At 51.8% G+C, this 25,647-nt stretch carries 22 protein-coding genes and 1 pseudogene; 14 read left to right on the top strand and 9 right to left on the bottom strand.

The genetic code is table 11. From position 1 onward, the window contains the following. Positions 1-205: 205 nt before the first annotated feature. The 3 genes from JL661_RS12165 (at position 206) to JL661_RS12155 (ending at position 3,383) form a co-directional block, all read left to right on the top strand. The gene (locus JL661_RS12165) at positions 206-1,435 is read left to right on the top strand and encodes a TPM domain-containing protein (RefSeq protein WP_004235853.1); all 1,230 of its coding nucleotides are present in this window, start codon (positions 206-208) and stop codon (positions 1,433-1,435) included. A 204-nt stretch (positions 1,436-1,639) separates the two neighbouring features. Next, on the top strand, positions 1,640-2,650 hold the full coding sequence (pyrD, locus tag JL661_RS12160; RefSeq protein WP_062772351.1) for a quinone-dependent dihydroorotate dehydrogenase: 1,011 nt from the start codon (positions 1,640-1,642) through the stop codon (positions 2,648-2,650). A gap of 187 nt (positions 2,651-2,837) precedes the next feature. Further along, positions 2,838-3,383, top strand: coding sequence for a cell division protein ZapC (locus tag JL661_RS12155; RefSeq protein ID WP_004235855.1), 546 nt, complete (start codon positions 2,838-2,840; stop codon positions 3,381-3,383). A 152-nt stretch (positions 3,384-3,535) separates the two neighbouring features. On the opposite strand, the pseudogene JL661_RS12150 reads toward JL661_RS12155, so the two are convergent. Then, positions 3,536-4,605: pseudogene (locus JL661_RS12150) on the bottom strand (MOSC domain-containing protein). A gap of 196 nt (positions 4,606-4,801) precedes the next feature. Between JL661_RS12150 and rlmKL the strand changes: the two are divergent. The 6 genes from rlmKL to rmf all read left to right on the top strand — a co-directional run bounded on the left by rlmKL (position 4,802) and on the right by rmf (position 12,898). Next, positions 4,802-6,916 carry a bifunctional 23S rRNA (guanine(2069)-N(7))-methyltransferase RlmK/23S rRNA (guanine(2445)-N(2))-methyltransferase RlmL gene (gene rlmKL, locus JL661_RS12145; RefSeq protein WP_032098462.1) on the top strand — a complete coding sequence of 705 codons (2,115 nt, stop codon included), beginning with the start codon at positions 4,802-4,804 and terminating at the stop codon, positions 6,914-6,916. A gap of 8 nt (positions 6,917-6,924) precedes the next feature. Next, entirely contained in the window at positions 6,925-8,844 is a 1,920-nt protein-coding gene (locus JL661_RS12140; protein ID WP_004241793.1) for an ABC transporter ATP-binding protein, read from the top strand. A 33-nt stretch (positions 8,845-8,877) separates the two neighbouring features. Continuing rightward, the gene (pqiA, locus tag JL661_RS12135; RefSeq protein WP_015422580.1) at positions 8,878-10,155 is read left to right on the top strand and encodes a membrane integrity-associated transporter subunit PqiA; all 1,278 of its coding nucleotides are present in this window, start codon (positions 8,878-8,880) and stop codon (positions 10,153-10,155) included. After that, on the top strand, positions 10,145-11,794 hold the full coding sequence (pqiB, locus tag JL661_RS12130) for an intermembrane transport protein PqiB (RefSeq protein ID WP_062772354.1): 1,650 nt from the start codon (positions 10,145-10,147) through the stop codon (positions 11,792-11,794). The genes pqiA and pqiB overlap by 11 nt, the downstream gene beginning before the upstream one ends. Position 11,795: 1 nt before the next feature. After that, positions 11,796-12,383, top strand: coding sequence for a membrane integrity-associated transporter subunit PqiC (pqiC, locus tag JL661_RS12125; protein WP_004241795.1), 588 nt, complete (start codon positions 11,796-11,798; stop codon positions 12,381-12,383). Between the two features lie 347 nt (positions 12,384-12,730). Continuing rightward, a complete protein-coding gene (gene rmf, locus JL661_RS12120; protein WP_015422581.1) occupies positions 12,731-12,898 on the top strand; it encodes a ribosome modulation factor in 168 nt (55 codons plus the stop codon). Between the two features lie 78 nt (positions 12,899-12,976). On the opposite strand, the gene fabA is transcribed toward rmf, so the two are convergent. Both fabA and JL661_RS12110 read right to left on the bottom strand, forming a co-directional pair. Continuing rightward, entirely contained in the window at positions 12,977-13,495 is a 519-nt protein-coding gene (gene fabA, locus JL661_RS12115; RefSeq protein WP_004241796.1) for a bifunctional 3-hydroxydecanoyl-ACP dehydratase/trans-2-decenoyl-ACP isomerase, read from the bottom strand. An 86-nt stretch (positions 13,496-13,581) separates the two neighbouring features. Continuing rightward, a complete protein-coding gene (locus tag JL661_RS12110; protein ID WP_015422582.1) occupies positions 13,582-15,327 on the bottom strand; it encodes an AAA family ATPase in 1,746 nt (581 codons plus the stop codon). A gap of 260 nt (positions 15,328-15,587) precedes the next feature. Between JL661_RS12110 and matP the strand changes: the two genes are divergently transcribed. Next, positions 15,588-16,046 (top strand): macrodomain Ter protein MatP, encoded by a 459-nt coding sequence (gene matP, locus JL661_RS12105; protein ID WP_015422583.1) that lies wholly within the window; start codon positions 15,588-15,590, stop codon positions 16,044-16,046. 58 nt (positions 16,047-16,104) lie between these two features. Here matP and ompA read toward each other — a convergent pair whose 3' ends face one another. Together ompA and sulA are read right to left on the bottom strand one after the other, a co-directional pair. Beyond that, positions 16,105-17,178 carry a porin OmpA gene (ompA, locus tag JL661_RS12100; protein WP_032098458.1) on the bottom strand — a complete coding sequence of 358 codons (1,074 nt, stop codon included), beginning with the start codon at positions 17,176-17,178 and terminating at the stop codon, positions 16,105-16,107. Positions 17,179-17,526: 348 nt separating this feature from the next. Next, positions 17,527-18,033, bottom strand: a complete 507-nt coding sequence (gene sulA, locus JL661_RS12095; protein ID WP_062772357.1) for an SOS-induced cell division inhibitor SulA — start codon at positions 18,031-18,033, stop codon at positions 17,527-17,529. 224 nt (positions 18,034-18,257) lie between these two features. On the opposite strand from sulA, the gene JL661_RS12090 reads away from it, so the two are divergent. After that, positions 18,258-18,869 carry a TfoX/Sxy family DNA transformation protein gene (locus JL661_RS12090; protein ID WP_004235870.1) on the top strand — a complete coding sequence of 204 codons (612 nt, stop codon included), beginning with the start codon at positions 18,258-18,260 and terminating at the stop codon, positions 18,867-18,869. Positions 18,870-18,911: 42 nt separating this feature from the next. On the opposite strand, the gene yccS is transcribed toward JL661_RS12090, so the two are convergent. Next, a complete protein-coding gene (gene yccS, locus JL661_RS12085) occupies positions 18,912-21,128 on the bottom strand; it encodes a YccS family putative transporter (protein WP_062772360.1) in 2,217 nt (738 codons plus the stop codon). 156 nt (positions 21,129-21,284) lie between these two features. Here yccS and helD point away from each other — a divergent pair, with 156 nt between their 5' ends. After that, positions 21,285-23,339: a DNA helicase IV gene (helD, locus tag JL661_RS12080; RefSeq protein WP_062772363.1), complete on the top strand. Its 2,055-nt coding sequence runs from the start codon at positions 21,285-21,287 to the stop codon at positions 23,337-23,339. Between the two features lie 45 nt (positions 23,340-23,384). On the opposite strand, the gene JL661_RS12075 is transcribed toward helD, so the two are convergent. Further along, entirely contained in the window at positions 23,385-23,843 is a 459-nt protein-coding gene (locus JL661_RS12075; RefSeq protein WP_004241804.1) for a methylglyoxal synthase, read from the bottom strand. A 131-nt stretch (positions 23,844-23,974) separates the two neighbouring features. Between JL661_RS12075 and JL661_RS12070 the strand changes: the two genes are divergently transcribed. Next, positions 23,975-24,388: a CoA-binding protein gene (locus tag JL661_RS12070; RefSeq protein ID WP_004235874.1), complete on the top strand. Its 414-nt coding sequence runs from the start codon at positions 23,975-23,977 to the stop codon at positions 24,386-24,388. Between the two features lie 46 nt (positions 24,389-24,434). Here the strand turns inward: JL661_RS12070 and hspQ are convergent, their stop codons facing one another. After that, positions 24,435-24,755: a heat shock protein HspQ gene (gene hspQ, locus JL661_RS12065; RefSeq protein ID WP_004235876.1), complete on the bottom strand. Its 321-nt coding sequence runs from the start codon at positions 24,753-24,755 to the stop codon at positions 24,435-24,437. 202 nt (positions 24,756-24,957) lie between these two features. On the opposite strand from hspQ, the gene JL661_RS12060 reads away from it, so the two are divergent. Further along, positions 24,958-25,236 carry an acylphosphatase gene (locus JL661_RS12060; protein ID WP_004235877.1) on the top strand — a complete coding sequence of 93 codons (279 nt, stop codon included), beginning with the start codon at positions 24,958-24,960 and terminating at the stop codon, positions 25,234-25,236. A gap of 7 nt (positions 25,237-25,243) precedes the next feature. Here JL661_RS12060 and tusE read toward each other — a convergent pair whose 3' ends face one another. Continuing rightward, positions 25,244-25,573 carry a sulfurtransferase TusE gene (gene tusE / locus JL661_RS12055; RefSeq protein ID WP_004241806.1) on the bottom strand — a complete coding sequence of 110 codons (330 nt, stop codon included), beginning with the start codon at positions 25,571-25,573 and terminating at the stop codon, positions 25,244-25,246. Between the last annotated feature and the right edge of the window lie 74 nt (positions 25,574-25,647).

The raw sequence follows: 25,647 nt of genomic DNA, 5'->3' as shown, positions 1-25,647 counted from the left end.
CTGAGCGTACAGGGAGGTATTTACAGCGACTTTTCGTTTTTGCCCGCTGTCAGCGACTTCACTGAAGCTGATTCAGACAAACACCTCCCCGGAGGTGTTTTTTTTTGCACTGCAATACATTGTCACAGTAACAGGGCGTTATTTTTAACCGGATACGGTAAACTCAGGCCAATGACGACCTGTATATAAAAGAAAGGATTTCGTGATGAGAAATGAAATAAACCGGTACAGTCGCTGGTTACAGGGGATATTTTCCCTGTTTTTGCTGCTCTTTGCTGTGACGGCATTTGCTCAGACGGAGACATTTCCCCGTATGCAGGGATCGGTCACCGATACCGCCGGATTGCTGACCGCCGGTGAGCGCAGCAGTATTGAGCAGAAACTGAATGCACTGCGCGAGCGGACCGGTACGCAGATTGCGGTACTGACGGTGAACACTACCGGGTCGCGCGATATTGAAAGTTATGCGGAAAAAGTCTTTAGCCAGTGGCGCCTTGGTCGTATCAATATTGATGACGGAATCTTATTGCTGGTGGCGTCAGATGATCGCGCGATGCGGATTGAGGTCGGATACGGGCTGGAAGGAGCGGTGAGTGATGCGGTGGCAAACCGTATTCTCAAGGATTATTTCATTCCGAATTTTAAAATGGGAAATTATGCCGGTGGTATTAATGATACCGTCGATGCGCTGATTGCCAGAGTCCGCAATGAACCACTGCCACCGGTTACCACTCCGGCATTCTTTATTGCCAAACAGGCAGGGCCCGTCGGCTGTATTGATATTGTGCTTGGTGCGGTACTGGCCGCGAGTGCATATCTGTGGGGCGCTTTCCTGTATGGCATGGTGAAACGCTTTAAACTGAAAGCGGCAATTCCGATCGCCATTATTCTTTATCTGACCTGGTACGCCGGCGGCTTTAATAATCCGGCCGGAAACGGTATTCATTTCGGGGAAGATTTTCTCTACACAGAATTACCGCGCTGGAGTCAGTTCCTGTTCCTGCAGATTCTGCCGTTCTGGCTGGTGATAGTGTTGACATTCACCATGTTTATCGCGGCCTTCTTCTTATTCCTGCTTACGCTCGGCGGATTGTACCGGATACTGACGAAAATTGTCCGGCCTCAGAAGCTGCGGGTTTCAATCTGTGTTGGTTTTCTGTTCGGCGGATTTGCTTTTATTTTCGGATTACTGTTTTCAGAGGGGAGTCTGGCCGCCGGTGTGGTGGCGGGAGTGGGATTCGGCATGTTTGTCGGGATCGGGCACTATTTCGGTTTTGTTACTGTCGGCGGCGGAGGCGGCAGTGGTTCAGGGCGCGGCGGCCGTGGCGGGGGCAGCAGCGGCGGTGGTTACAGCGGGGGCAGCCGGAGCAGCAGCCGATCCTCATCCGGAGGTGGAGGACGCAGCGGTGGCGGCGGGGCATCCGGTCGCTGGTGATCTGATAATAAATGACGCACATTCTTTGTGCGTCATTTACTGCGTAAAAAAGCCGTGCAGAACGGACGTATTTCACCTATTATAGCCGCCTGAGATAGGCTCCCGCTGTTTCAGCTATGATTCACGACCTATTTTGTTACAGAGAAATTGCCCGGTACGGCGTGTTGTGCCGAAAACACATATCTATAGCAAAAGGTATTTAAGATGTATTATCCGCTAGTCAGGAAGGCCCTGTTCCGCCTTGATCCGGAACGCGCCCACGAATTCACCTTTCACCAGCTTAAACGTCTTTCCCGCTCTCCTTTCCGTTTTCTTATTCAGCAGCATGTCGCCACCAAACCCGTTCAGTGCATGGGACTCTCTTTTAAAAACCCGCTCGGATTAGCCGCCGGTCTTGATAAAGACGGTGAATGTATTGAAGCATTTGATGCAATGGGTTTTGGTTTTGTTGAAGTCGGTACGGTCACACCGAAACCACAGCCGGGAAATGATAAACCGCGTCTGTTTCGTATTGTCGAAGCAGAAGGGTTAATTAACCGGATGGGTTTTAATAACCTCGGGGTGGATAACCTGGTTGAGAATATTAAACAGGCCCGTTTCGGCGGTATTCTGGGAATTAATATTGGTAAAAATAAAGGTACACCGGTTGAACAGGGAAAGGATGACTATCTGATTTGTATGGACAAAGTGTATACCCACGCCGGGTATATCGCTGTTAACATCTCCTCACCGAATACCCCTGGATTACGGACACTGCAATACGGCGATATGCTGGATGACCTGCTGTCAGCAATAAAAATAAAGCAGCAGGAACTGCATCAGAAGCACGGAAAATATGTACCTGTCGCGGTAAAAATTGCCCCGGATTTAACAGCGGAAGAATTAATTCAGGTCGCTGACAGCCTGGTGCGCCATAATATTGACGGTGTGATTGCCACCAATACCACATTAGACCGCTCATTAGTGCAGGGATTAAATCACTGTAATGAAACTGGTGGATTAAGTGGCCGCCCGGTGCAGAGTAAGAGCACCGAAATTATCCGTTTATTATCGAAAGAGCTGAACGGGAAATTACCAATCATCGGTGTCGGCGGAATAGATTCCCTGGTTGCCGCCCGGGAAAAAATGGAAGCGGGTGCATCTCTGATCCAAATCTATTCAGGATTTATCTACCACGGGCCCAAATTAATTAAAAATATTGTAAATTGCCTGTAATTTTCACTATTATTCCTGTCAGGGGGTTTATTTTTCCCCCTGTTTCTTTTATATTTTCAGATGTTGCCTGAAAAATTGTCACTGACAGGCAATGCACGTTAAAGCAAACAATCACTTTTAATTATTTTATTTAATGTGTAGTGAAAATATAAATCGCTAATCAGGTATTAGCCGGGAATGTGATCAGATGAAAATAAAACCTGACGATCAATGGCAGTGGTATTACGATGATACGCATGAGCGTATTATGCTGGATCTTGCCAACGGAATGGTATTCCGCTCCCATTTTGCACCACGTCTGCTGGCGCCGTACGCACGGTGTCACAGCCCGTTTTCTGTTGATGATGCCGCGTTATTTTTTATCTTTGAAGAACAGATTAAAAAATTAGATATTCCGGCACAGCAGTGTGCTGAATTAACACTGAATGCGTTAATTGCATCGCGTTTTTTAAAGCCGCAAATGCCGAAGAGCTGGTATTTTTCATTGTTCTGCGCAATGACAAAACCGGAGCAGGGGCAGCTGGTTGAAGTGGTGGCGGATAACAATCGTCAGCGCAGCAACTTTATTGTGGCGGAAGCAGGGGACAGTGCCAGTTTATGTCTGCTGGTTGATCCGGTACTTGAATTACACGATCGGAGCATGTGTTTTTGTGATCCGATAAAGATCATGAATGATCGTTTATTACCAAGAACCCCGGTCACACGGAGTTTATTAATGGGCAGAGCTGTCTGAGGCTGTCCGGTAAACGATCATAATCAGGATCAGATAACGTTATATAACCCCCGGCGGATCCTTATTATTAATAAGTGATCAATTCAGCCGGAAATACCCCCGGTAGTTTATCTGCCGGGGGTATTTTTTTACCGGTTATTCGTGACGGCCGGTTATCCGTGACGAATAGTAATATTGGTTTTCGGAATACAACTGCATGCCAGAATATCGCCGTTCTCTTTTATCGCCCCGGCTTTCAGCGGAGTCACTTCGCCGGAGACCAGCGTGACTTTGCAGCAACCGCAGACACCGGCACGGCAGGAATACGGAATATTGACCTGATGGCCTTCCAGCTGCTCCAGTAAGACGTGCTGATTATTCACCGGGTAGAGTTTACCGTTGAATGTCAGTTCCAGTGCTGCTTCCGGTTGTGCGGGCGCGGCCTGCACCTTTTCCACTTCCTGTTCCTGATACTGACGCGGCTCGCGGGTTTCCAGTATGGTGACGGTATCACCGACCTGAATCACACCACTGTTGCGGGCAATGGCATTCATACCGAAATCCACATCATCATTATCTGCGGCTTTCCGGAAGGTTTGCAGGGTGTGGAACGGCTCCATTTCCGGGTGTTTAATCCCTTTATCCGTACTGACAGTGGTGAGAATACAGCGGCTGCACGGTTTTTTCAGATCAAACACCACATCACCGACCTGAATGGTTTTCCAGCGGTCTTCCGCAAACGGCTCTGCACCAGTGACAATAATATTGCCGCGGAACTGCTCGATTTTAATACCGGCACCGCAGCGACGCTGCACCTCACGGAAAGAGGCTTCATTGACCACCAGATAGGGATAACCGTCGGCAAACGACACCGCAGTGTCCGGAATTTTTTTACTCTGCGGGTGGATTGCGGGCTGAGCCAGCGCAGCTGTACCGGGATATCAAAGAACTGACACAGCCACTGATTGATTTTTTCCGGTGCAAGCAGTGAGGTGAAATGGTTTCCCCAGACTTCGCACGGGAGGTGATCAGGGCGGAAATCCTCAAACAGGATCGTGGCGCCGCTGCCCTCCGGGCTGCGCAGGTAAATTCCGTTGCTCAGCAGCACCGGGGTAAACAGGACCATCTGCGGGTAGCGGCGGGCGGTGATAAATTTTCCGGTCTCATCCGTTATCATAAAATTGCGGTCAAAGCCCAGCCCGGTTTCCCCGGCATGGCTCTGTGACTGGCGGATGCCCTTCATTGACTTCACAGGAAAGGTGTATAAACGGGAGAGTGTGATGGGTGTTGTCGTCATTGTTATCCGTTCTTTTCGTTATTATCAGTAATACCACAATGGCATCCCGGTTTATCCGGAAAAAGGTGAACGTCAATTTTATGATTTACCGCCCGGATCCGCTATAATGCGCTCCAATTTTTTATTTCAACGGTAAACCATGATGAACGCGTATTTTGCCAGCACCGCCCGCGGGCTCGAAGAACTCTTAAAAAATGAATTAGCGACACTGGGCGCTGAGGATCTCAGTATTACGCAGGGTGGCGTTCACTTCCGGGCGCAGCCGCGTACGATGTACACGTGTCTGATGTGGAGTCGTCTGGCATCCCGTATTTTATTACCGCTGAATGAGTTTAATGTCTATAGCGACATGGATCTTTATCTCGCGGTACAGTCCGTTGACTGGCCGTCGGTGTTCTCTGCTGACAAGACATTTGCCGTGCATTTCAACGGGACTAACGATGAGATCCGTAACAGCCAGTACGGCGCACTGAAAGTCAAAGATGCTATCGTCGACAGCTTTACCCGCAAAACCGGCACGCGCCCGGATGTGGCAAAACAGCAGCCGGATATCCGCATCAATGTCTATCTCAATAAAGAAAAAGCCTCGCTGGCAATCGACCTGAGCGGGGATTCCCTGCATATCCGCGGCTACCGCGAACTGGCCGGTCAGGCACCGCTGAAAGAGAACCTGGCGGCGGCGATTATTCTGCGTTCCGGCTGGCAAAAAGAGACCCCGATGGTGGATCCGATGTGCGGCTCCGGCACCCTGCTGATTGAAGCGGCGATGATTGCCTCTGATTGTGCACCGGGCCTGAACCGCCACCACTGGGGGTTTGAAGCCTGGGGCGGCCACGATAAAGCGGTCTGGGAATCTGTCCGTGCAGAAGCCCGCGAACGCGCTAATGCCGGCCTGGTCAGCGCAACCGCGCGCTTCTTCGGCTCTGATACTGATAAACGTGTACTGGATATGGCCCGCGCCAACGCCCGCCGCGCCGGGGTGGATAAACTGATCACTTTCCAGCAGAAAGATGCCACCAAACTGGAAAATCCGCTGCCGGAAGGCCCGAAAGGCACCATTATTTCTAACCCGCCGTACGGCGAGCGGCTGGAAAGCGAACCGGCACTGATTGCCCTGCACAGTGTGTTCGGCCGTGTGGTGAAAACCCGTTTCCCCGGCTGGCGTCTGTCATTATTCAGTGCTTCCCCGGAACTCCTCAGCAGCCTGCAGCTGCGTGCAGAGCGTGAATTCAAGGCGAAAAACGGTCCGCTGGACTGTGTGCAGAAAAACTATCAGTTAAGTGACACACCACCGGCAACAGCGCAGGATATCGGGGCGGATTTTGCCAACCGCCTGCGCAAGAATGAGAAAAAATTAGCAAAATGGGCGAAGCAGGAAGGCGTTGAATGTTATCGCCTTTATGATGCCGATCTGCCTGAGTATAATGTCGCGGTTGACCGCTATGCGGATTATGTGGTGGTTCAGGAATATGCGCCGCCGAAAACCGTGGATCCGAACAAAGCGCGTCAGCGCCTGTTTGATGTGATCAGCGCGACACTGGCCGTGTTGGAGTTACCGGCGCACAAGCTGATCCTGAAAACCCGTCAGCGCCAGAAAGGCAAACAGCAATATGAAAAATTGGCGGAGAAACAGAACAGCTTCCTGGTGAAAGAGTATAACGCACAGTTATGGGTTAACCTGACTGATTACCTGGATACCGGTCTGTTCCTTGATCACCGTATTGCCCGCAAAATGCTGGGACAGATGAGCAAAGGCAAAGACTTCCTCAATCTGTTTGCCTACACCGGCTCGGCAACGGTTCACGCCGGTCTCGGCGGCGCGCGCAGCACCACGTCTGTGGATATGTCACGCACGTATCTGGAGTGGGCGGAACGCAACCTGCAGAGCAACGGCCTGAGCGGCAGACAGCATCGTTTAATTCAGGCGGATTGCCTGAGCTGGCTGGCACAGACCCCGGAACAGTTTGATCTGATCTTTATCGATCCGCCGACGTTCTCCAACTCCAAACGGATGGAGGACACCTTTGATGTCCAGCGTGATCACATCGACCTGATGAAACATCTGAAACGTATGCTGCGCCGCGGCGGCACCCTGATGTTCTCCAACAACAAACGCGGTTTTAAATTAGATCAGGACGGTATGGATGCTCTGGGGCTGGTTGCTCAGGAGATCACCGCCAAAACACAGTCACAGGATTTTGCCCGTAACCGTCAGATCCATAACTGCTGGCTTATCCGCCACGCAGGCGAGGAATAACAGAAATTATGTCGTTGATTAATATGGCGGGCGCCTGGCTCGCATTCAGTGATGCTCCGCTGCTGGAAAATGCGGAGATGCATATCGAAGAAAATGAGCGTGTCTGTCTGGTCGGACGCAACGGAGCGGGGAAATCCACCCTGATGCGTGTGCTGACCAAAGAGCAGCCGCTGGATGACGGTACGGTTATCTATGAACAGGATCTGATTGTTGCCCGTCTGCAGCAGGATCCGCCGCGTGATGTGGAAGGCACCGTGTTTGACTTTGTCGCCGAAGGGGTGGCAGAGCAGGCGCAGCATATCAAGGCATTCCATCAGATCTCAAAATTAGTGGAAAGTGACCCGAGTGATAAAAATCTGTCAAAAATGGCGGAACTGCAGGAAATTTTAGACACTCAGAATTTATGGCTGCTCGACAGCCGGATCGCGGATGTGATCGCGCACCTGGAATTACCGGCGGATGAAAAATTATCCGCACTGTCCGGCGGCTGGTTGCGTAAAGCGGCACTCGGCCGTGCACTGGTCAGCGGGCCGAAAGTGCTGTTTCTGGATGAACCGACCAACCACCTGGATATCGAAACCATCCAGTGGCTGGAAAGCTTCCTGAAAAATTTCAGCGGCAGCATTGTCTTTATTTCCCATGACCGTTCATTTATCCGCAATATGGCGACACGGATTATCGATCTGGATCGCGGTAAATTAGCCTCCTGGCCGGGCAGTTATGATGATTATCTGGTGGCCAAGGAAGAGGCACTGCGTGTCGAAGAGATGCAGAATGCGGAATTTGACCGCAAGCTGGCGCAGGAAGAAGTCTGGATCCGTCAGGGCATCAAAGCCCGCCGTACCCGTAATGAAGGGCGCGTCCGTGCCCTGAAAGCCCTGCGCAGCGAACGCGCGGAACGCCGTGAGGTGATGGGCAAAGCGAAAATGCAGGTGGAAGAGGCGACCCGCTCCGGCAAAATCGTCTTTGAAATCGATGATATCAGCTATGGTATTGACGGTAAGGATCTGGTCAGTCATTTCAGTGCTCAGGTAAACCGGGGGGACAAAATTGCCCTGGTCGGCCCGAACGGCTGCGGTAAAACCACATTGCTGAAACTGATGCTCGGTGATTTACAGCCGGACGACGGTAGTGTACACATCGGTACCAAACTGGAAGTGGCTTACTTCGACCAGCACCGTGCAGCGCTGGATCCGGATAAAACCGTGATGGATAACCTGGCGGAAGGCAAACAGGAAGTGCTGGTTAACGGCAAACCGCGCCATGTGCTCGGCTATTTACAGGAATTCCTGTTCCACCCGAAACGGGCGAGAACGCCGGTGCGGGCCCTGTCCGGCGGGGAACGTAACCGCCTGCTGCTGGCAAGATTGTTCCTGAAACCGAGCAATCTGCTGATCCTCGATGAACCGACCAACGACCTTGATGTCGAAACACTGGAACTGCTGGAAGAGCTGGTGGATAACTATCAGGGTACCGTCCTGCTGGTCAGCCATGATCGTCAGTTTGTTGATAACTGCGTGACCGAATGCTGGATTTTTGAAGGTAACGGCACCATCGGGCGTTATGTCGGCGGTTACTTTGATGCACAACAGCAGCGGGCACAGGTTCAGTCGCTGAAAGCGCCGGCGGAGAAAGCAGCGAAACCGGAAGCGGCGGAAGAAAAACGTAAAGATAACATTAAAAAAGCAAATACATCTGCAAAATTAAGTTATAAATTACAGCGGGAACTTGAACAACTGCCGTCATTGCTGGAATCTCTCGACGAGGAAATTCAGCAACTGCAAAGTCAGGTCAGTGCGCCTGAATTCTTTAACCAGCCGCATGATGAAACAGATAAAGTGCTGAAGCTGCTGGCAGAGAAAGAGCATGCGCTGGAAGAGGCGTTTGAGCGCTGGCAGACGCTGGAAGCAATGCAGAGCGGGAACTGATCCCGCCTGTGATTTTGGAGAAATAACGAAACAGTGTGTGCTCATCATTCACATGATTCAGTCACGGTGCTGTGTCCGCAGTGCGACCTGGTGGTGGAAATCCCTGAGCTGGAACGGGGAACCAAAGCCGAGTGTCCGCGCTGCCACACTCACCTGGCCGCCCGCTGGCGTGAACCGCGCCGCCAGCCGCTGATGTATGCACTCAGCGGCCTGGTGATGTTTGTACTCGCCGGGATGTTTCCGTTTGTCTCGATGAAAGTGGCAGGTATTGAAAGCGAAATCACGCTTTATCAGATACCGTCTGTGATGTTCGGGGATAACTACGGCGGGCTGGCACTGTTCTTTATGGGATTTGTGCTGGCGGTACCGGCCTTCTGCCTGTTTGCCATTACCTTACTGTGCAGCGGAATCCGTCTGCCGCCTTCGCTGGCCATTCCGGTCACGCGGCTGCTGTTCCGGCTGCGTGCCTGGTGTATGGCGGAGATTTTCCTCGCCGGTGTGCTGGTCAGTTTCGTGAAACTGATGGCGTACGGGGATATCGGGCTGGGCGTGAGTTTTCTGCCATATTGTCTGTTCTGTGTGATGCAGGTGCGGGCATTCCAGTGCCTGGATAAACACTGGGTCTGGCAGCGGATTGCACCGCGTCCGCCGCTGCCGGTGGCGCTGGAGGCAGGAAAAGGCGGTTTGTGTCAGGGGGTGCGGCTGTGCGGTACCTGTCAGGCGATTCTGCCGGCAGATATGCATGAGTGTCCGCGCTGCAGCAGCCGGGGTCATGCCCGGCGGCCGAACAGCTTACAACTGACCATGGCACTGCTGTTTACCTCCGTGATTTTATATATCCCGGCAAACCTGATGCCGATTATGATCACCGAATCCCTCGGCAGTGATTTCGGCTCGACCATTATGGCCGGGGTGATTTTGCTGTGGGGGGATGGCTCTTATCCGGTGGCGATGGTGATTTTTATCGCCAGTATCATGGTGCCGAGCCTGAAAATGCTGGCCATCGGCTGGCTGTGTCTGGATGCCAAAGGTCACGGCTGGCGTGATCCCGGCCGGATGCACTTTATTTATGAAATCGTGGAGTTTGTCGGACGCTGGTCCATGATTGATGTGTTTGTGATAGCCGTACTGGCGGCACTGGTGCGGATGGGGCGTCTGATGAGCATCTATCCGGATATCGGTGTGATTTTATTTGCGATGGTGGTCATTCTGACAATGATTGCCGCCGAAATGTTCGACCCGCGTCTGACGTGGGATCGGCTTGAAAAAAAACGGGCGGAGAGTGCTAAGGAGCCTCAGGTTGAACGATAAAACTGATGATTTGACAGAAGCGAAGGTCAGCAAACTGAAAAGCTGGTCACCGGTCTGGATAATTCCCATCGTCACGGTACTGATTGGTGCCTGGATCCTTATCAGCCACTTTCGCGGACAGGGACCGGAAATCACCCTGATCACTTATAACGCGGAAGGGGTCGAAGCCGGTAAAACCAAAATCAAAAGCCGCAGCGTGGATGTCGGCGTGGTCGAAAGCGTCATGCTGGATCAGAGTTACAGCCGCGTGATCATCAAGGCCCGCCTGAACGCAGAGATGAAAGACGTTCTGCGCAAAGATACCGTTTTCTGGGTGGTGAAACCGACGGTCGGCCGTGAAGGGGTCTCCGGGCTGGGCACACTGCTTTCCGGGGCGTATATCCAGGTGCAGCCTGCCAATACCGGCGGCGAACGCCATGAATTTGAACTGCTTGATTCACCGCCGCTGGCGTCTCCGGACGCCAAAGGGATCCGCGTGATATTAACCAGTCAGCAGGCCGGACAACTGAATCCGGGGGATGCTGTGCTGTTCCGTGGCTACCGTGTCGGTTCCGTGGAAACGGCCGAGTTTAATCTTGATGAGCGGGAAATGCAGTATGAGCTCTTTATCAACGCACCTTATGACAAACTGGTGACCACCAACGCCCGCTTCTGGAAGGACAGCGGCATTGCCTTTGATATGTCCTCGCAGGGCGTGAGTGTGCAGGTCGGTTCACTCTCCACATTGTTCAGCGGCGGTGTCAGTTTTGATGTGCCGGACGGCTGGCAACCGGGTGAGGAAGTCAATCCTAAGACCCTGTTTAAGCTGTTTGATAACCAGAAGAGCACGCAAAATTCACTCTACACCGAATATAAAAGTTATCTGCTGTTCTTCTCCGACTCCGTGCGCGGCCTGTCTCCGGGCGCACCGGTGGAATTCCGCGGTATCCGTCTCGGTACAGTGGCACAGGTTCCGTTCTACGCCAAAGGGCTGGGGCAGACATTTGATCAGGATTTCCGCATCCCGGTCCTGATCCATATCGAGCCCGAGCGTTTCGAGAAAGATGTAGGTAAAGATTTCAAACTGGCACAGGAACTGGAAACCGCATTACAGCAGGGGCTGCGCGCCTCACTGAAATCCGGTAACTTACTGACCGGCGCACTGTATGTTGATCTCGATTTCTACCCGGATCAGCCGGCGTGGAAAGCACCGATGAAAATTGCGGATTATGACATTCTGCCGACCACCAGCGGTGGCCTGGTTCAGCTGCAGCAAAAAGTACTGGCGGCGCTGGATAAAATCAACGGCATGCCGATTGAACCGATGATGAAACAGGCGACAGAGACACTGCGTGCCAGCGAAAAAACCATCGCTGAAGCACAGAAAACACTGTCTGAGCTGAATGTGTTACTCAGCAGCAAAGAGTTCAAAGCGCTGCCGAAAGATATGCAGGCCACGCTGCGTGAACTGAACCGCAGTATGCAGGGTATCCAGCCGGGGTCACCGGCGTACAACAAACTGGTTGATGATATGCAGCGTCTGGATCAGGTTCTGCGTGAATTACAGCCGGTACTGCGTACCCTGAATAACAAGAGCAATGCTCTGGTCTTTGAAGCCGCGCCGCAGGCGGATCCGCAACCTAAGAAGGCGAAGAATTAAGATGAAGAAACTGACAAAAGCACTGGCATTCCTGGGCGTTTTTGTACTGGCGGGGTGCAGCAGCACCCCGGTGAAACAGTATTATCAGTTACCAGTGGTGGCTGCGGACAGTAGCAGTGAACAGACCAGCTTCCGCAGTAACGGCAGTGACAACCGCCACCCTCAGTTATGGATCCAGCGTATCACGCTCGGGGATGTGCTGGGAAATGCCGGGATTGTCTATCAGACCAGTGATGTGGAATACAACATCGGCAGCACTAACTTATGGGCCGGTCCGCTGGAGCAGCAGTTGCTGGAAGTAATGACGACGGAACTCAGTCAGGCACTGCCGGACAGACTGGTTTCGGTGCAGCCGCTGGAAAGTAAACCGGATACCCTGACTGTCACTGTCACCGGTTTCCACGGCCGTTATGACGGCAAAGTGATTGTGGCGGGCAGCTGGATTTACACCCACGGTGACGCGGTTATCCGCCACCCGTTTAATCTGGTACTGGAACAGGCGGAAAACGGCTATCCGGCGCTGGTACGTACGCTGGGGGAAGGCTGGGCGCAGGTATCAAAATCGGTGGCTGACGAGCTGCGTAAGTAATTGCTGGTTTACTCTCTGCACCGGATGTGCAGAGAGTAAATTGTCATCAAAATGACAAATTTGTGAAACACGCCACATTAATCCGCTTAATCTGCTGATCGCTAAAACGATTCTTATTTCGTCTGAAACATCCTTCTGAATACCTTTACGGTCCCCTGAAAACTAATAATCTGATTACGCTGGTAAAATAACAGCCCTGTTTTTATTGTGTATTTTTATGAAAAGCGGAACTGACACACCCTGAACCTTCTTTACTTGCAAACTCCGGCCCGAAAGCGTATTTCTATTATGGGTTGAATAAAAATCAACCTGTTTTCAGCACTGAATAACATGAGGGAAGTAACGGCATGAAAAGACAAAAGCGTGATCGTTTAGCCAGAGCATTAACCAAAGGTTATCAGGCGGGTATTTTAGGACGTTCTAAAGAGAGTTGCCCGTATCTTAAAATTGACGAACGTTCTCATTGGTTGGGAGGCTGGCGCGAGGCCATCGATAAAAGGGCGGTCATTGCGTAACCCGGTTTGAAGGATAAAAAACCTCCGCTGTGCGGAGGTTTTTTACGGATAACACCAATAACACCACGGCAGGAAAGATTAAAACGCGCTGGTGTCTTTGAAAAGACCCACTTTCAGATCTGTTGCAGTGTAAATCAGTTTATCATCAACAAAGACTTCGCCGTCACCGATGCCCATGATCAGCTTGCGGTTGATCACACGCTTGAGGTGGATGCGGTAGGTGACCTTTTTCGAGGTCGGCAGTACCTGGCCGGTAAATTTCACTTCACCCACACCCAGTGCACGGCCTTTCCCTTCGCCGCCCAGCCAGCCGAGATAAAAACCGACTAACTGCCACATGGCATCCAGGCCCAGACAGCCCGGCATGACCGGATCATTGACGAAATGGCAACCGAAAAACCACAGCTCAGGTTTGATATCCAGCTCAGCTTCGATATAGCCTTTATCAAAATGCCCGCCGGTTTCGCTCATTTTAATGACGCGATCCATCATCAGCATGTTGCCGGATGGCAGCGGCGGCCCGTCTTCACCAAAGAGTTCGCCCCGTCCTGAGGCTTCAAGTTCTTGCTTTGTGTAGGATTCTTGTTTTGCGACCATAACTCAATCTTTGCCTTGTTTATCAGATAGGCTACACAATAGCTTACACTTGTACGCTGAACAAGTCCGATCAGATAAAAATTGTGCTATTTCCACCAGCGGGAAAACCACGAATTTCTTGGTTTATCCTGATTGTTCGCCAGGAAAATCCGATCCTGAATTATAGCTAACAGGTGTTCTCCGGACGGATTACCGTCCTCTTCATAGTACGGCATATTCATCAGGTGTGAGGCCGCCTGAGAGACGTGGCCTGCTGTCCATATGTGGAATTCACCCTGACGTACCGCTTCAACCACATCATCTGACAGAACCAGGTGACGCTCGTTGGAGGCCGGGATAATCACACCTTGTTTGCCGGTCAGCCCTCTGGCCTGACACAGCCGGAAGAAACCTTCGATTTTTTCATTTACGCCGCCGATGGCCTGCACAAACCCGAACTGGTCAACAGAACCGGTCACGGCAATCTGCTGGTCAACCGGCTGCCAGGAGAGGGCACTGATAAGTGCGCACAGCTCAGCCAGAGAGGCGCTGTCACCATCCACTTCGCCGTAGGACTGTTCAAAGACCACGGAGGTGGAGAACGGGAACGGCTGTTCCAGTTTAAGCTCCGCAATCAGGTAAGCCTGCATAATCATCATACCCTTGGCGTGAATATTACCGCCAAGCTCTGATTTGCGCTCCACATCAACAAATTCACCATCACCGATATGTGCCACACAGGTGATACGGGAGGGCTCTCCGGTCGCTTCCGGGTGTCCCGGATACTGCAGAACGGACAGTCCGTTGATCTGGCCGACAGCACTGCCCTGAGTCTGGATATACACCTGACCCTGAAGAATCTCATCCAGCCCGCGATCGGCCAGATAGCCGTGGCGCCAGCTGCGGTTGTCTTTGATTTTGCGCAGCGCTTCTGCGGTGATGGTGTCCGCAGGCAGCAGGGTGGCGGCATCGCGCAGCAGAGTGGTCAGCCATGTCAGGTCGAGCGGCAGGGTCCTTTTATCTTCCTGAAAACGCATCCCCTGACGGAGCAGCTCATACCAGCCGTCAGCACTGAGCGGCGGCAGCTGATTTTGCTTCAGCAGCCCGTTGACAAACTGACACCAGACGGTCAGCTGTTCTGTTTCTTCCAGCTGACAATCAAATTCATATTCGCCGTACAGCGCTTCTTCGCTCAGTTCCGGCTCGGAGAGCATAAACTCATCCAGACTCAGACGATCGCCCACCACGATGACCCGCAGGTTAAGCGGCATGCTGTCAACCGGGAACGGCAGCGGATGCTGTTCGGTGTGAGCCAGCCAGTCAAAACGCTGTGCGCAGACCATCTGCTTTAAACGCAGCCACATCAGCGGCTGTGCGAGCAGGCTGCGCAGTGACATGATCAGAAAGCCGCCATTAACCTGATGAATAATACCGGGCTGCAACTGCACATGCTGGTGATGGGTATAGACCTGGCCGAACAGCTGCTCCGGTTCAATCCAGTCACAGACAGCAAACGGCTGCACTGCACTGAAATGGCCGTTATCCGACGGTGTAAAGACAAACCTGTGATTATCGAAGTGGTATTCACCGCCCATAGTGCGTTTTTGCCGGATTTTGACTTCCGGTGGCAGTAATTGCGCTATGGTATTCAGGTAGCACTCGCTTTCGTCACTTTTGACCAGCATAAAACGGCGTTTTGCCGCCGGATGGCTGAAAAGTGACAGGCTTTCCTGTAAACGCGGCTGCACGATATCAGCCTGCTGAGCAGGCAGTTCAGAAGCGGTTTGCAGGATGGTGTGGTAACTGTTTTCATCAGGCAGTAATGCCTGCCAGGTCAGCTGTTTAATATTCACTCGGTATTGTCTGCTTTTGATAATGTCGGATTTAATCGTTGCGGCAGGATCTGGTGCTCCCCGCAGTGTGCGGTTATCAGCACCGCCTTTGAATAGTAACGAAAATAGCGGGACATTGTAGCGCGTAAGCAGGCCGGATAGCTATCCTCGCGGCGTTTATTTTTACCCGTCCTGAGCGGAAAGAATTGTGCAGAGGAGCGGTTTTTTACGGGGAATATTGCTATGCTTATGTCAGTGTTACCCTGTCACTGAGAAAAATCATGAAATATCAGCAACTAGAGAATCTTGAATGTGGCTGGAAGTGGGCATATCTGGTCAAAAAACACCGCGAAGGTGAAGAAATTACCCGTTATACGGAAAAAAGCCGGGCTGAGGAAGCAGTGGCGCAGTTACTGAAACTGGAGTCACATCCGGTAAAAGTGACGGCGTGGATACAAAAACATATGGCACCGGGACTGGCGAACCGGATGAGTCAGACTATCCGCGCACGGCGCAAGCGGCATTTTAATGCTGAGCAGCAGCATACCCGCAAAAAATCGGTTGATCTGGAGTTTCTGGTCTGGCAGCGGCTGTCGGCGTTATCACAGCGGCGCGGCAGTACCTTATCGGACACGATTGTGCAGTTGCTGGAAGATGCGGAGCGCAAGGAAAAGTACGCGACGAAGATGACATCGCTGAAGGAAGATCTGCAAAGCCTGCTGGGAACAGACAAAAAATAAACCCCATCCGGAGATGGGGTTTATACAATTCATTGCATCATACAACCGAATTCAGAACTTACTGAGCAGCCTGCTGAGAGACTTGTTCAGTTACACCCTGGATTTCGATTTCAACACGACGGTCTGGTGCCAGACATTCGATCAGAGCAGCGCGCTGTTTGATATTGTCACATTTGTTGCCAGTAACAGGATCTTCTTTACCGCGGCCTTCTGCACGGATGCTGCCGGCTGGGATGCCTTTAGCGACCAGGTAATCTACAACGCTCTGTGCACGTTTCTGAGACAGTGGCAGGTTGTAGTTCTGGGAACCGATGCGGTCAGTGTAACCGATAACCAGGACGTTGCCCTGAGTCGGGTCGATTGACGCCAGTTCGTTGAACAGCTGGTTCAGAGCTTCCTGACCTTCAGCTTTCAGAGTAGATTTGTTGAAGTTGAACAGAACGTCTGAACGCAGGGTGAAACGTTTGTTCTCAACAACTGGTGCAACAACCGGAGCTGGTTCTGCAACTGGTGCAGCAACTTCATCCTGGCCGAAACGGTAAGCAACACCAACACTCAGCATGCCGTTATCAGGACGTGCCATAGTGGTTTCTTTATCGCCGATGTTGTTGATCCACTGATATTCTACGCGAGCTGCGATATCACGGGTGATTGCATACTCAGTACCCAGTGCGAACAGCGGAGAAACACCAGTGTCGTTGCCTTTAACGCGCTCACCATCGATAGATGCGGTTGCGTCTGCACGCCATACCATTGCACCCAGACGGGTATAAACGTCTAAGTCATCCATTACCGGATAGCTCAGTTTGGTAGTCAGCTGAACGCCCTGTGCTTTGAATGCGCCGTTGTTACCGTCGCCTTTGTAAGGCATACGACCTAACCAGTCATAACCTAATTCAAAGCCCATGTACTGGTTGTGCTGATAACCAGCATAGATACCAGCGCCGAGCTGATCTTTATGAACCGGACCAGTGTTGCCTAAGCTTTCACCGTCAAAACCAGTACCGGTGTTCTGATACTGAGACCAACCTAATTTACCACCGGTATACCAGGTATTGTCTTTTGGAGCTGCCTGCGCAACGCTTGCGAAAGCTGCCACTGCCACTGCTACTGCGATAGCTGTCTTTTTCATTTTACGCCTCGTTATCATCCAAATTGGCTCTGGCTTAATGCCTTATTATCGCCTTTGGTTTTTAAAAATAGTCAGGGATTATGTGCGCTATTTAGTAAATAGCTCCCAACAGGGAATTTTAAGCACTACCTTAACGGTGTAAAGTCTACAGCGAACTATAAAAGTTACAAGCCTGTCCTGTGGAATTCGACTAAAAAAATGTAAAAAACTGTACTGATTCATAAACATACAAAATAGTCAATTTCTTTGGATATTTGGCTTAACACGTTGAAATAGTGTAATTTTATTAACCAAGCAGAGCAAATGATACGGGCATGTAAAAAACTCTGAGAATATTCTTAATTTTCCTTAATGATAAGGGAAAGAGTGAATTTGTAATGTATTCAGTTGTCGTGCAACAGGTGCACTGTCATGATGCCATTCCTGCGGACGCATAATAAAACCGAGGCAGCTGCCCTGTTCCGCAGCGCGCTGTAACCGGGCATTTTCCTGCTCAGTCAGTACCGGCAGCCAGCCCAGAACCACACTGTAGTTACCGCTGGCGAGTGCTTTCTCCATAGCGGCAACACTGTTGATTGCCGGGATGCGGGACAACTGCATGATTTTATCACCCGGCAGCTGATTCTGCGATAACCAGGTGCGGTTAAGTTTTGCACCCGGAGAGAGCCATAACAGCCAGCGGGACTCCCCGGCAAGCTGACGTAATAAAGGAAGCAGAATGTGGGTCAGGACGATATCATTATTGCGATAAACCAGTTCGCTGACCATTCCGTTCAGACGGCGTTCCCCCGCAAGGGCGGGTGACACAGATGCCGGTGTAACAGGGACGTATTCCCGGGTTGCCTGCTGGCGCATAGTTAACCTCACATAGTGATGCTGTATATGTGTACAGTATAATCCAATTCCGCTCAGATCAAGTAAATTTTTTCCATACAACTCGCAAAATTCAGGTTTGCCGGATACAAATACGAATTTATCGTTGGCAATCGGGGAAACATTCCTTATTTTGTGGCGACAGCTGAGCTCAGTCAGGGAATGACACAACGATACGTTTAACCTGCTTTCAAAGGACTGATAATATGAAGGATTATTTGAAATTGTCAGATGTTCAGTTTGATCGTCTTCAACACAGCACACAGCCGTTCGGCCGGATCCGCCTGAAATCACAGTTCGGGTGTATGGGATTATCCATTGACCGGGTCACTTTCGCACTGATAGCCAACAGTCAGCTCTGGCTGAAAAGCACAGAGGCCACCCGCGAGCTGTTCTGCCGGCTGGAACTGAGTGACCGGTTTACTTATCCCAAGCGGATCCTGCCGATGCGGATTAACTATTACCGTGTTCCGGACGCGGTATGGCAGTGCCCTCAGCAGAGTGAGTTCCTTTTTTACCAGACCTACCTGCATGCACGGGAACATGCACAGTCACAGCAGCAACTGCCGTCGCGGATTAAAGATCTGCCGAATGTGGACAGAGCTCTGGAACGCCGCTTATGGCAGGCGGGGATCCGCCGGGTGGATGACCTCTATTTGCTGGGTGCCAAAGCGAGCTTTCTGAAGGTCAAAGCCCGGCCGCAGAATGAGCTGAAATTACTGTTTGCCATCGCGGGAGCCATTGAGGGGTGCCACAGTGCGGTATTACCGAAAGCACTGCGGGAGGATCTTATCCATTGGCATGGCCGGCTGAACTAAACGGCGCAGGTATCCCGGGGAAATGTTTTCCCCGGGAAGACATCAGCTGTCCGGTGTTTCTTCCGCCGCAGTCTGTTTTTTGCGGCGGAACCGCCCGGCGGAAGGCTGCAGATTATGCTCTTTATCATTGATCTGCCGGATAAGCCCGGTAATGTCCGGTGTCAGGCTGAGTAACAGGCGAATCTGTTCCAGCACCAGCTGCTCGGTACTATTATTGTCACAGGTACATTTATCCAGACGCTGTGCGAGCGCATCTGAAATAGCCTGAATCTGCAAATCTTCCCGATGTCCTTTTTGCAGTGCGATCTCGATATAGCGGATGGCATCATTCAGCAGACGCAGAATAGTGTCATCCGTGAGCTTGGTGCGGTGAGCCCCGAGCGCGGAAATATAACTGAGCAGGGTGTGGTTGAGACAGAGCAGGCGGAACGCCTCATCCTGAGATGTACGGTAACTGCTCGGCTCTGAGGATATGTTCGCTACCACAGAGGCAAACTCCCCGTCGCTGATATGCGCATCACGACGGGCAACCCGGTACTCCAGGCTGTCAGTTTTACCGTTGTAATACTGTTGCAGGATTTGTTCCAGATAACGGCCGTTTGCCTGCATGGTGCGGTCAATCACCAGCGGCAGCTGGCGGTATTTCCAGTCCGGCCAGATATAGCTGACAGCAAACCAGGCGAGTCCGCAGCCGATCAGGGTATCGATGATGCGGTGGATGGCGATATCAAACCCTTCACCCAGCAGGTTAAAACTGAACAGCACCAGCAGGGTAATAAAAATAGTGGCCTGGGCGTACTGACTGGTGCGGAACACAAAGAACATCAGCCCGGACAGTACCATCAGAATAAGCTGTCCCTCATAAGACGGCACAAAATACATGATCGGCAGGCCGATAAGGATCCCGGCGAGAGTCCCCACTATGCGCAGCATCAGGCGGCGTCGTGTGGCACTGTAGTTCGGCTGGCAGACAAACAGGCTGGTCAGCATAATCCAGTAACCGCGGGTCAGATCGAAGGTCAGGATAATGGCGTAACCGGCACACAGCAGCAGCGACATCCGGATAGCATGGCGGAACAGGGCGGAGCGTGGTGTCAGGTTCTGCCTGACCCGCGCCCAGATATCACGCAGTCCCTGCAGGTTTTCGTTGGACAGGCGTGCATCTTCCTGCATCTTTTCCGCCGGAAGCTGAGTCTGCTCTGCGGTCAGTCCTTTAAGCTGGGAATCGACACCGCGCAGGTTGGTCAGCAGATGGCGCAGAGCCATGACACTGCTGTTACCGGGCTTTTGCTGCTCCAGCAGGTTGAGGGAGTTTTCCAGATAAGAAAATGTCCGCTCAAAACGCGGGTTATGGTGATATTTGCGGCGCTGCAAAATGGCCTGCGCAACAGCGGCGCAGGCATGTCCCTGCATGGTCATCAGCCGCTGAAAGCGGAACATAATATCGCTGTAACGCAGTTCATTGCTTAAATTCTGATACTGGATATGAGACGAACTCGCCCGCTCGTGAATATCCTGGGCAACAAAGTAATAATGAAGGGCATGGCGGGTACTGCGCTGGCCGCGGTCACCTTTCAGGCGGGAAAACAGGGTCATTTTTGCCTGATGCATGGCTTCCGTCAGTGCGCTGTTCGCCATCGCCAGTTCAAAGACGGACTGCTGATAATCTTCTTCTATATCCGGGTCAAACAGGTTTGCTTTTGCCTCCAGATAATTGGAGAGCTGCATATAATAGCGGGCAAGATTATCCTGCAGCGGACGGACAGGGAAAAACAGGTGCCCGGTCAGGGTCAGCAGGTTATACCAGACCGCACCGGTCAGCAGTAACAGCGGTTGCTGATACCAGTCATCAAACAGGTTTTTACCCAGCATGGTGTAAATCGCGATCAGCAGTGCCCCGAAAGCAATGGTGGCGTAACGCTGCCCGAGCGCACCCAGCAGAATAAACCCGCTGGTTGATACCGCAAGTCCTGCCATAAACAGGAGGTGGTGGTCATACAGCAGTTCAATAGCCGCAGACGCGACAAAGAAAGAGATCAGCGTGATAAACAGATTACGCAGACGCCCGGCGAGCCGGTCATCCAGGTCTGTCAGTGCGGCGGCTACCATCCCGAGTGTCAGGGCAATGGTGACTTTCGGCGACATGTGCAGCAGCCACGGCACCAGCGTGGTACCTGTCAGCGCAATCAGGATGCGGAAATAATAAAGAAAATGGCTGTTATAAATATACCGGCTGAAGCCGAGAAACGCTGCAAGCACAATAACCTCAATGAGTCAGAAATACCCTTAACGGGAATTTGGCAGTAAACTAATTGTGTCTTTCCTGTAATATGGCAATGGTATGGCGCTGGCATACGTTTTACCACATCTGGTTTTATCACATATTGATTTCAATCTTGTAACGGTGCGGAACACATGGAATTAAAATCAACACAAATGGGGCAGACACTGGCCCGGCATCCTTACAACCGCGTGCGGTTACTCAACGCAGGTATCGAAGTCAGCGGGGCAAAACACCGGTATGTTATTCCTTTCAATGAGTTAATCAATATTCAATGTAAACGCGGTATCGTCTGGGGCGAACTGGAATTTGAACTGCCGGATGAGCAGGTTGTGCGTCTGCACGGTACCCAGTGGCAGGAAACTCAGGAATTCTATCAGTATCTTACCGATATCTGGTCACGCTGGAGTGAAGAGATGAGCGTGGTCAGCGCGGGTGTGCTGGATAAACAGGTCAGTGAAATTAAGTCGGTGATTCAGGCCGACCGCTGGCTGACACAACCGGAAAGTCAGAAACTCCGTGACAACATTCTGCACGCCTTTGCGGCACTGCCGCTGCCCCGTGCGCGTCTGGCCGGTTTTGATAATTGTGCACAGTCTTATCAGTTTTGTCTGGACTGGCTCAGCCACACCGATGAAAAACGCCGTCAGCGCAACCGCGAATGGACACAACAATGCCTTGAAACCTACGTGGATTTCTTTGCCAGTGTGGAATCCTCCCCGCTGAATACTTCGCAGAGTGAGGCGGTGGTTAATGGTGAGCCTTCCGTGCTGGTACTGGCGGGAGCCGGAAGCGGTAAAACATCGGTGCTGGTGGCACGGGCAGGCTGGCTGCTGCGCCGTCAGCAGGCGCTGCCGGAGCAGATCCTGATGCTCGCCTTCGGGCGGCAGGCGGCGGATGAGATGAATGAACGGATCCGCACCTGTCTGCACACAGAAGAGATCCGCAGTAAAACCTTTCACGCCCTCGCACTGCATATTATCCGCGAAGCATCCAATAAATCGCCGGTTATCAGTGCGCTGGAAAGTGACACAGCCGCCCGTCATGAACTGATTAAATCCGTCTGGCAGACTCAGTGCCGTGAGAAAAAAGCACAGGCAAAAGGCTGGCGCGAACTTATCAGCGGCAGTATGAACTGGCTGGTGGATGAGGAGGAATACTGGGAAGATGAAACCCTGTGCCGCCGCATGGTGCCGAGGATTGACCGCTGGCTGAGCCTGATGCGCATGAACGGCGGTAGTCAGAAAGTGATGATTGAGTCCGCACCGCCGGATATTGTACCGGAATTCACAAAACAAATCAAACTGATGGCGCCGTTTTTAAAAGCCTGGAAAAGTGCCCTGAAAGACGAGGGGGCGACAGATTTCTCCGGGCTTATCCATCAGGCGGTGAATCTGATTGAAAAAGGGCGCTTTATCTCGCCGTGGAAAGCGGTGCTGGTGGATGAGTTCCAGGATATCTCACCGCTGCGGGCAAAACTGATCCATGCCCTGCGGGCCCAGAACCCGCAGACCACACTATTTGCTGTCGGTGATGACTGGCAGGCTATTTACCGTTTCAGTGGTGCGGAACTGACACTGACCACGGATTTCAGCGCGGTCTTCGGCGAAGGGGGACAGTGTGCGCTGGATACCACATACCGCTTTAACAGCCGTATCGGGGAGATCGCCAACGAATTTATTCAGCGTAACCCGCAGCAGTTAACCAAACCCCTGAACAGCCTGACGAAAGGGGATAAAAAAGCGGTGCTGTTACTGCCGGACAGTCAGCTGGAAGCATTACTGAATAAAATGAGCGGTTATGTGACCGGAGAAGAAACGGTTCTGATCCTGGCGCGTTATCACCACCTTAAACCGGAGATTCTGTCGGTGGCAGCAACCCGCTGGCCGCATCTCAATATCCGTTTTATGACCATGCATGCCTCGAAAGGTCAGCAGGCGGATTACGTCATTATTACCGGACTGACGGATGAACGGGACGGTTTCCCGGCTGCAGCACGGGAATCGGTGATTGAGCAGGGATTACTGCCGCGGGAAGAGGAGTTTATACATGCCGAGGAGCGTCGCCTGATGTATGTGGCGCTGACCCGGGCAAAAAAACAGGTCTGGTTGCTGTATGACAAAGACTCGCCGTCCTGCTTCGCGGAAGAACTGGCGGATATGGGCGTCAGCCGGGTGAAAAAGCCCTGAAATATGAAAGAAGCGGCGGTAAATTATCACCGCCGCAGAAAGCCGTTACTGAGTCCGCTCACTTAAATAGCGGTTGTAATCCGGAATAACAATATCCACATCGTTATCGAAATCCGGCGAGTGAATAATAAAATCAGCGGTGGACATATTGGTTGCCACCGGGATATTCCAGACGGTCGCCAGGCGCAGCAGCGCTTTCACATCCGGGTCATGAGGCACGGCATTGAGCGGATCCCAGAAAAAAATCAGCACATCAATTTTCCCTTCCGCAATCATTGAGCCTATCTGCTGATCCCCGCCCATCGGCCCGCTCAGCATGCCGGTGATTTCAAGCCCGGTTTCGCGGCTGATCAGTTTGCCGGTAGTGCCGGTGGCGAACAGCTCATGGCCTTCTAATTTAGCCAGATTGCGTTTAACCCAGTCCAGTAATTTGGTTTTATAGTGATCATGAGCCACAAGGGCGATTTTTTTATGCTTGGTCAGTACTCGGGTGGTCGATTCCATAACGCTCTCTTTTCCGGCGAATAAAATGTTATTCAATAACATAAGCGAAAAAAAGGGTTCCGCCAACAGGTGATTTTCAATTCAGTATGCTATAACTCAGATTGTTGCGCAGGATGATAAAAGAGGCTTCTATGAATGACACATTTCTGACCGGTATTCTTCAGCAGGTAAAAACGATCGCTGTGGCGGGGGCGAGTGATAAACCGGACCGCCCTGTTTATCATGTGATGGAGTATCTGCTGGGACAGGGATACCGGGTGATTCCGGTGAATCCGAAACTGGCGGGAAAAACCCTGATCGGGCAGATGGTGTATGCCACGCTTGCCGATATTCCGGAGCCGGTGGATATGGTGGATGTTTTCCGTAATGCGGATGCCGCACCGGGTATTGCGCAGGAAGCGATTGCCATAAAAGCGAAAGTGCTGTGGCTGCAGCAGGGGATTATCAGCAGTGAGGCGAAAGCGCTGGCGGAAAACGCCGGGCTGCTGTTTGTTGAGGATCGCTGCCCGAAAATTGAGATCCCGCGTCTGGGGCTGGAAAAGTAAGTAAAAATAAAGCCCCGGCATGTGAGTGGCGGGGCTCTTCGTATTGTTAATTGCGCAACCGGGGAGACTGTAACTGGTTGCGGATGGACTCAGCCAGTTCATCCATAGTGATGTTATCGGGGTGGTCTTCATCCATCTCATAGGTGATCTGGGCTTCTGCCAGATAGCTATGGATAGGCTCACCGTTATCGTCTTCCATCACGACGTGGTACCAGGGCGCAGAGCGCAGGTTCATATTGGATGCGATGTCGTCCTCTTCCGGCTGATCCAGTGAGTATTCAGCATCAATGTCGACAATCACGCCCAGGTAGCCAAGCAGCTTATGGCGAACTTGTTGTCCGATACCGAACTTACTTGAAATCATCATAATCACCTCCGAAGAAACTTTGCTCTGTTACTAATATGGGGGGTACTGATGACAGATTCAATCCCTTAACAGATTGTTGTTTCCTATCACTGCAATCAGCAATAGCTGACAATTTCAGGTTATCGGGGAGTGGGTAAAATTACAACCGGCGGACAGCGATACAGATTAAAATAGTGACATTTTCGGAAAAAGGAGCGATATAATGAAGATCGGACGACATTTTGCCGTATACGGACGCGTTCAGGGCGTTGGTTTCCGCTATCAAACGTTTTACTGGGCAAAACGCCATAATGTGACCGGTTTTGTCCGCAATCGTCAGGATGGCAGTGTGGAAATTGAAGCGTATGGCGATGAAAGTGTGCTGGAGGCCATGACCGCATGGCTGGAGGCGGGCGGGCCGCCGGGGGCGAAAGTGACAGATATCATCGCAACCCCCTGTGATTACAGGGAAGTTGCGGTATTCCGTGTCCGCCACGAATAAACGGCGGTCAGATACATTTCACCGGTTTCGGCAGACCGGCCAGCTTTGTTGCCTGTTTGGCCGGGCCTTTCGGAAACAGGCGGTACAGATAACGACTGTTCCCGCGCTCCTCGCCATACTTCTGTGTGATGGCTTTCACCAGCATGCGGATAGCCGGTGAGGTATTAAATTCCAGATAAAAATCCCGCACAAAGCGGATAACTTCCCAGTGCTGTTCTGTCAGGGTGATTTCTTCCTGTTCAGCCAGCAGCGGCACCATTGCTTCCTGCCAGTCCTGCACATTGAGTAAATAGCCGTGGGGGTCAGTGGCGATTTCACGCCCTTCAAACACAAACATAATCTGAACCTGCTGAAAATGAGAATGAAAATGTAGCAAAAATCTGCCGCTACCCCAAGCATCAGAAGAAAGAA

Origin of the sequence: Morganella morganii (assembly GCF_019243775.1) — a bacterium.
Lineage (GTDB): Bacteria > Pseudomonadota > Gammaproteobacteria > Enterobacterales > Enterobacteriaceae > Morganella > Morganella morganii.
This window is presented reverse-complemented; position numbering and strand designations above follow the sequence as displayed.

Coding starts and splice junctions, on each gene's coding strand:
- hspQ (WP_004235876.1), bottom strand. CDS start 24,755: ATGATGATTTCAAGTAAGTTCGGTATCGGACAACAAGTTCGCCATAAG.
- JL661_RS12070 (WP_004235874.1), top strand. CDS start 23,975: ATGAATGACACATTTCTGACCGGTATTCTTCAGCAGGTAAAAACGATC.
- tusE (WP_004241806.1), bottom strand. CDS start 25,573: ATGTTTGTGTTTGAAGGGCGTGAAATCGCCACTGACCCCCACGGCTAT.
- matP (WP_015422583.1), top strand. CDS start 15,588: ATGAAATATCAGCAACTAGAGAATCTTGAATGTGGCTGGAAGTGGGCA.
- JL661_RS12165 (WP_004235853.1), top strand. CDS start 206: ATGAGAAATGAAATAAACCGGTACAGTCGCTGGTTACAGGGGATATTT.
- JL661_RS12090 (WP_004235870.1), top strand. CDS start 18,258: ATGAAGGATTATTTGAAATTGTCAGATGTTCAGTTTGATCGTCTTCAA.
- sulA (WP_062772357.1), bottom strand. CDS start 18,033: ATGCGCCAGCAGGCAACCCGGGAATACGTCCCTGTTACACCGGCATCT.
- JL661_RS12075 (WP_004241804.1), bottom strand. CDS start 23,843: ATGGAATCGACCACCCGAGTACTGACCAAGCATAAAAAAATCGCCCTT.
- pyrD (WP_062772351.1), top strand. CDS start 1,640: ATGTATTATCCGCTAGTCAGGAAGGCCCTGTTCCGCCTTGATCCGGAA.
- helD (WP_062772363.1), top strand. CDS start 21,285: ATGGAATTAAAATCAACACAAATGGGGCAGACACTGGCCCGGCATCCT.
- rmf (WP_015422581.1), top strand. CDS start 12,731: ATGAAAAGACAAAAGCGTGATCGTTTAGCCAGAGCATTAACCAAAGGT.
- pqiC (WP_004241795.1), top strand. CDS start 11,796: ATGAAGAAACTGACAAAAGCACTGGCATTCCTGGGCGTTTTTGTACTG.
- ompA (WP_032098458.1), bottom strand. CDS start 17,178: ATGAAAAAGACAGCTATCGCAGTAGCAGTGGCAGTGGCAGCTTTCGCA.
- JL661_RS12140 (WP_004241793.1), top strand. CDS start 6,925: ATGTCGTTGATTAATATGGCGGGCGCCTGGCTCGCATTCAGTGATGCT.
- JL661_RS12060 (WP_004235877.1), top strand. CDS start 24,958: ATGAAGATCGGACGACATTTTGCCGTATACGGACGCGTTCAGGGCGTT.
- rlmKL (WP_032098462.1), top strand. CDS start 4,802: ATGAACGCGTATTTTGCCAGCACCGCCCGCGGGCTCGAAGAACTCTTA.
- JL661_RS12155 (WP_004235855.1), top strand. CDS start 2,838: ATGAAAATAAAACCTGACGATCAATGGCAGTGGTATTACGATGATACG.
- fabA (WP_004241796.1), bottom strand. CDS start 13,495: ATGGTCGCAAAACAAGAATCCTACACAAAGCAAGAACTTGAAGCCTCA.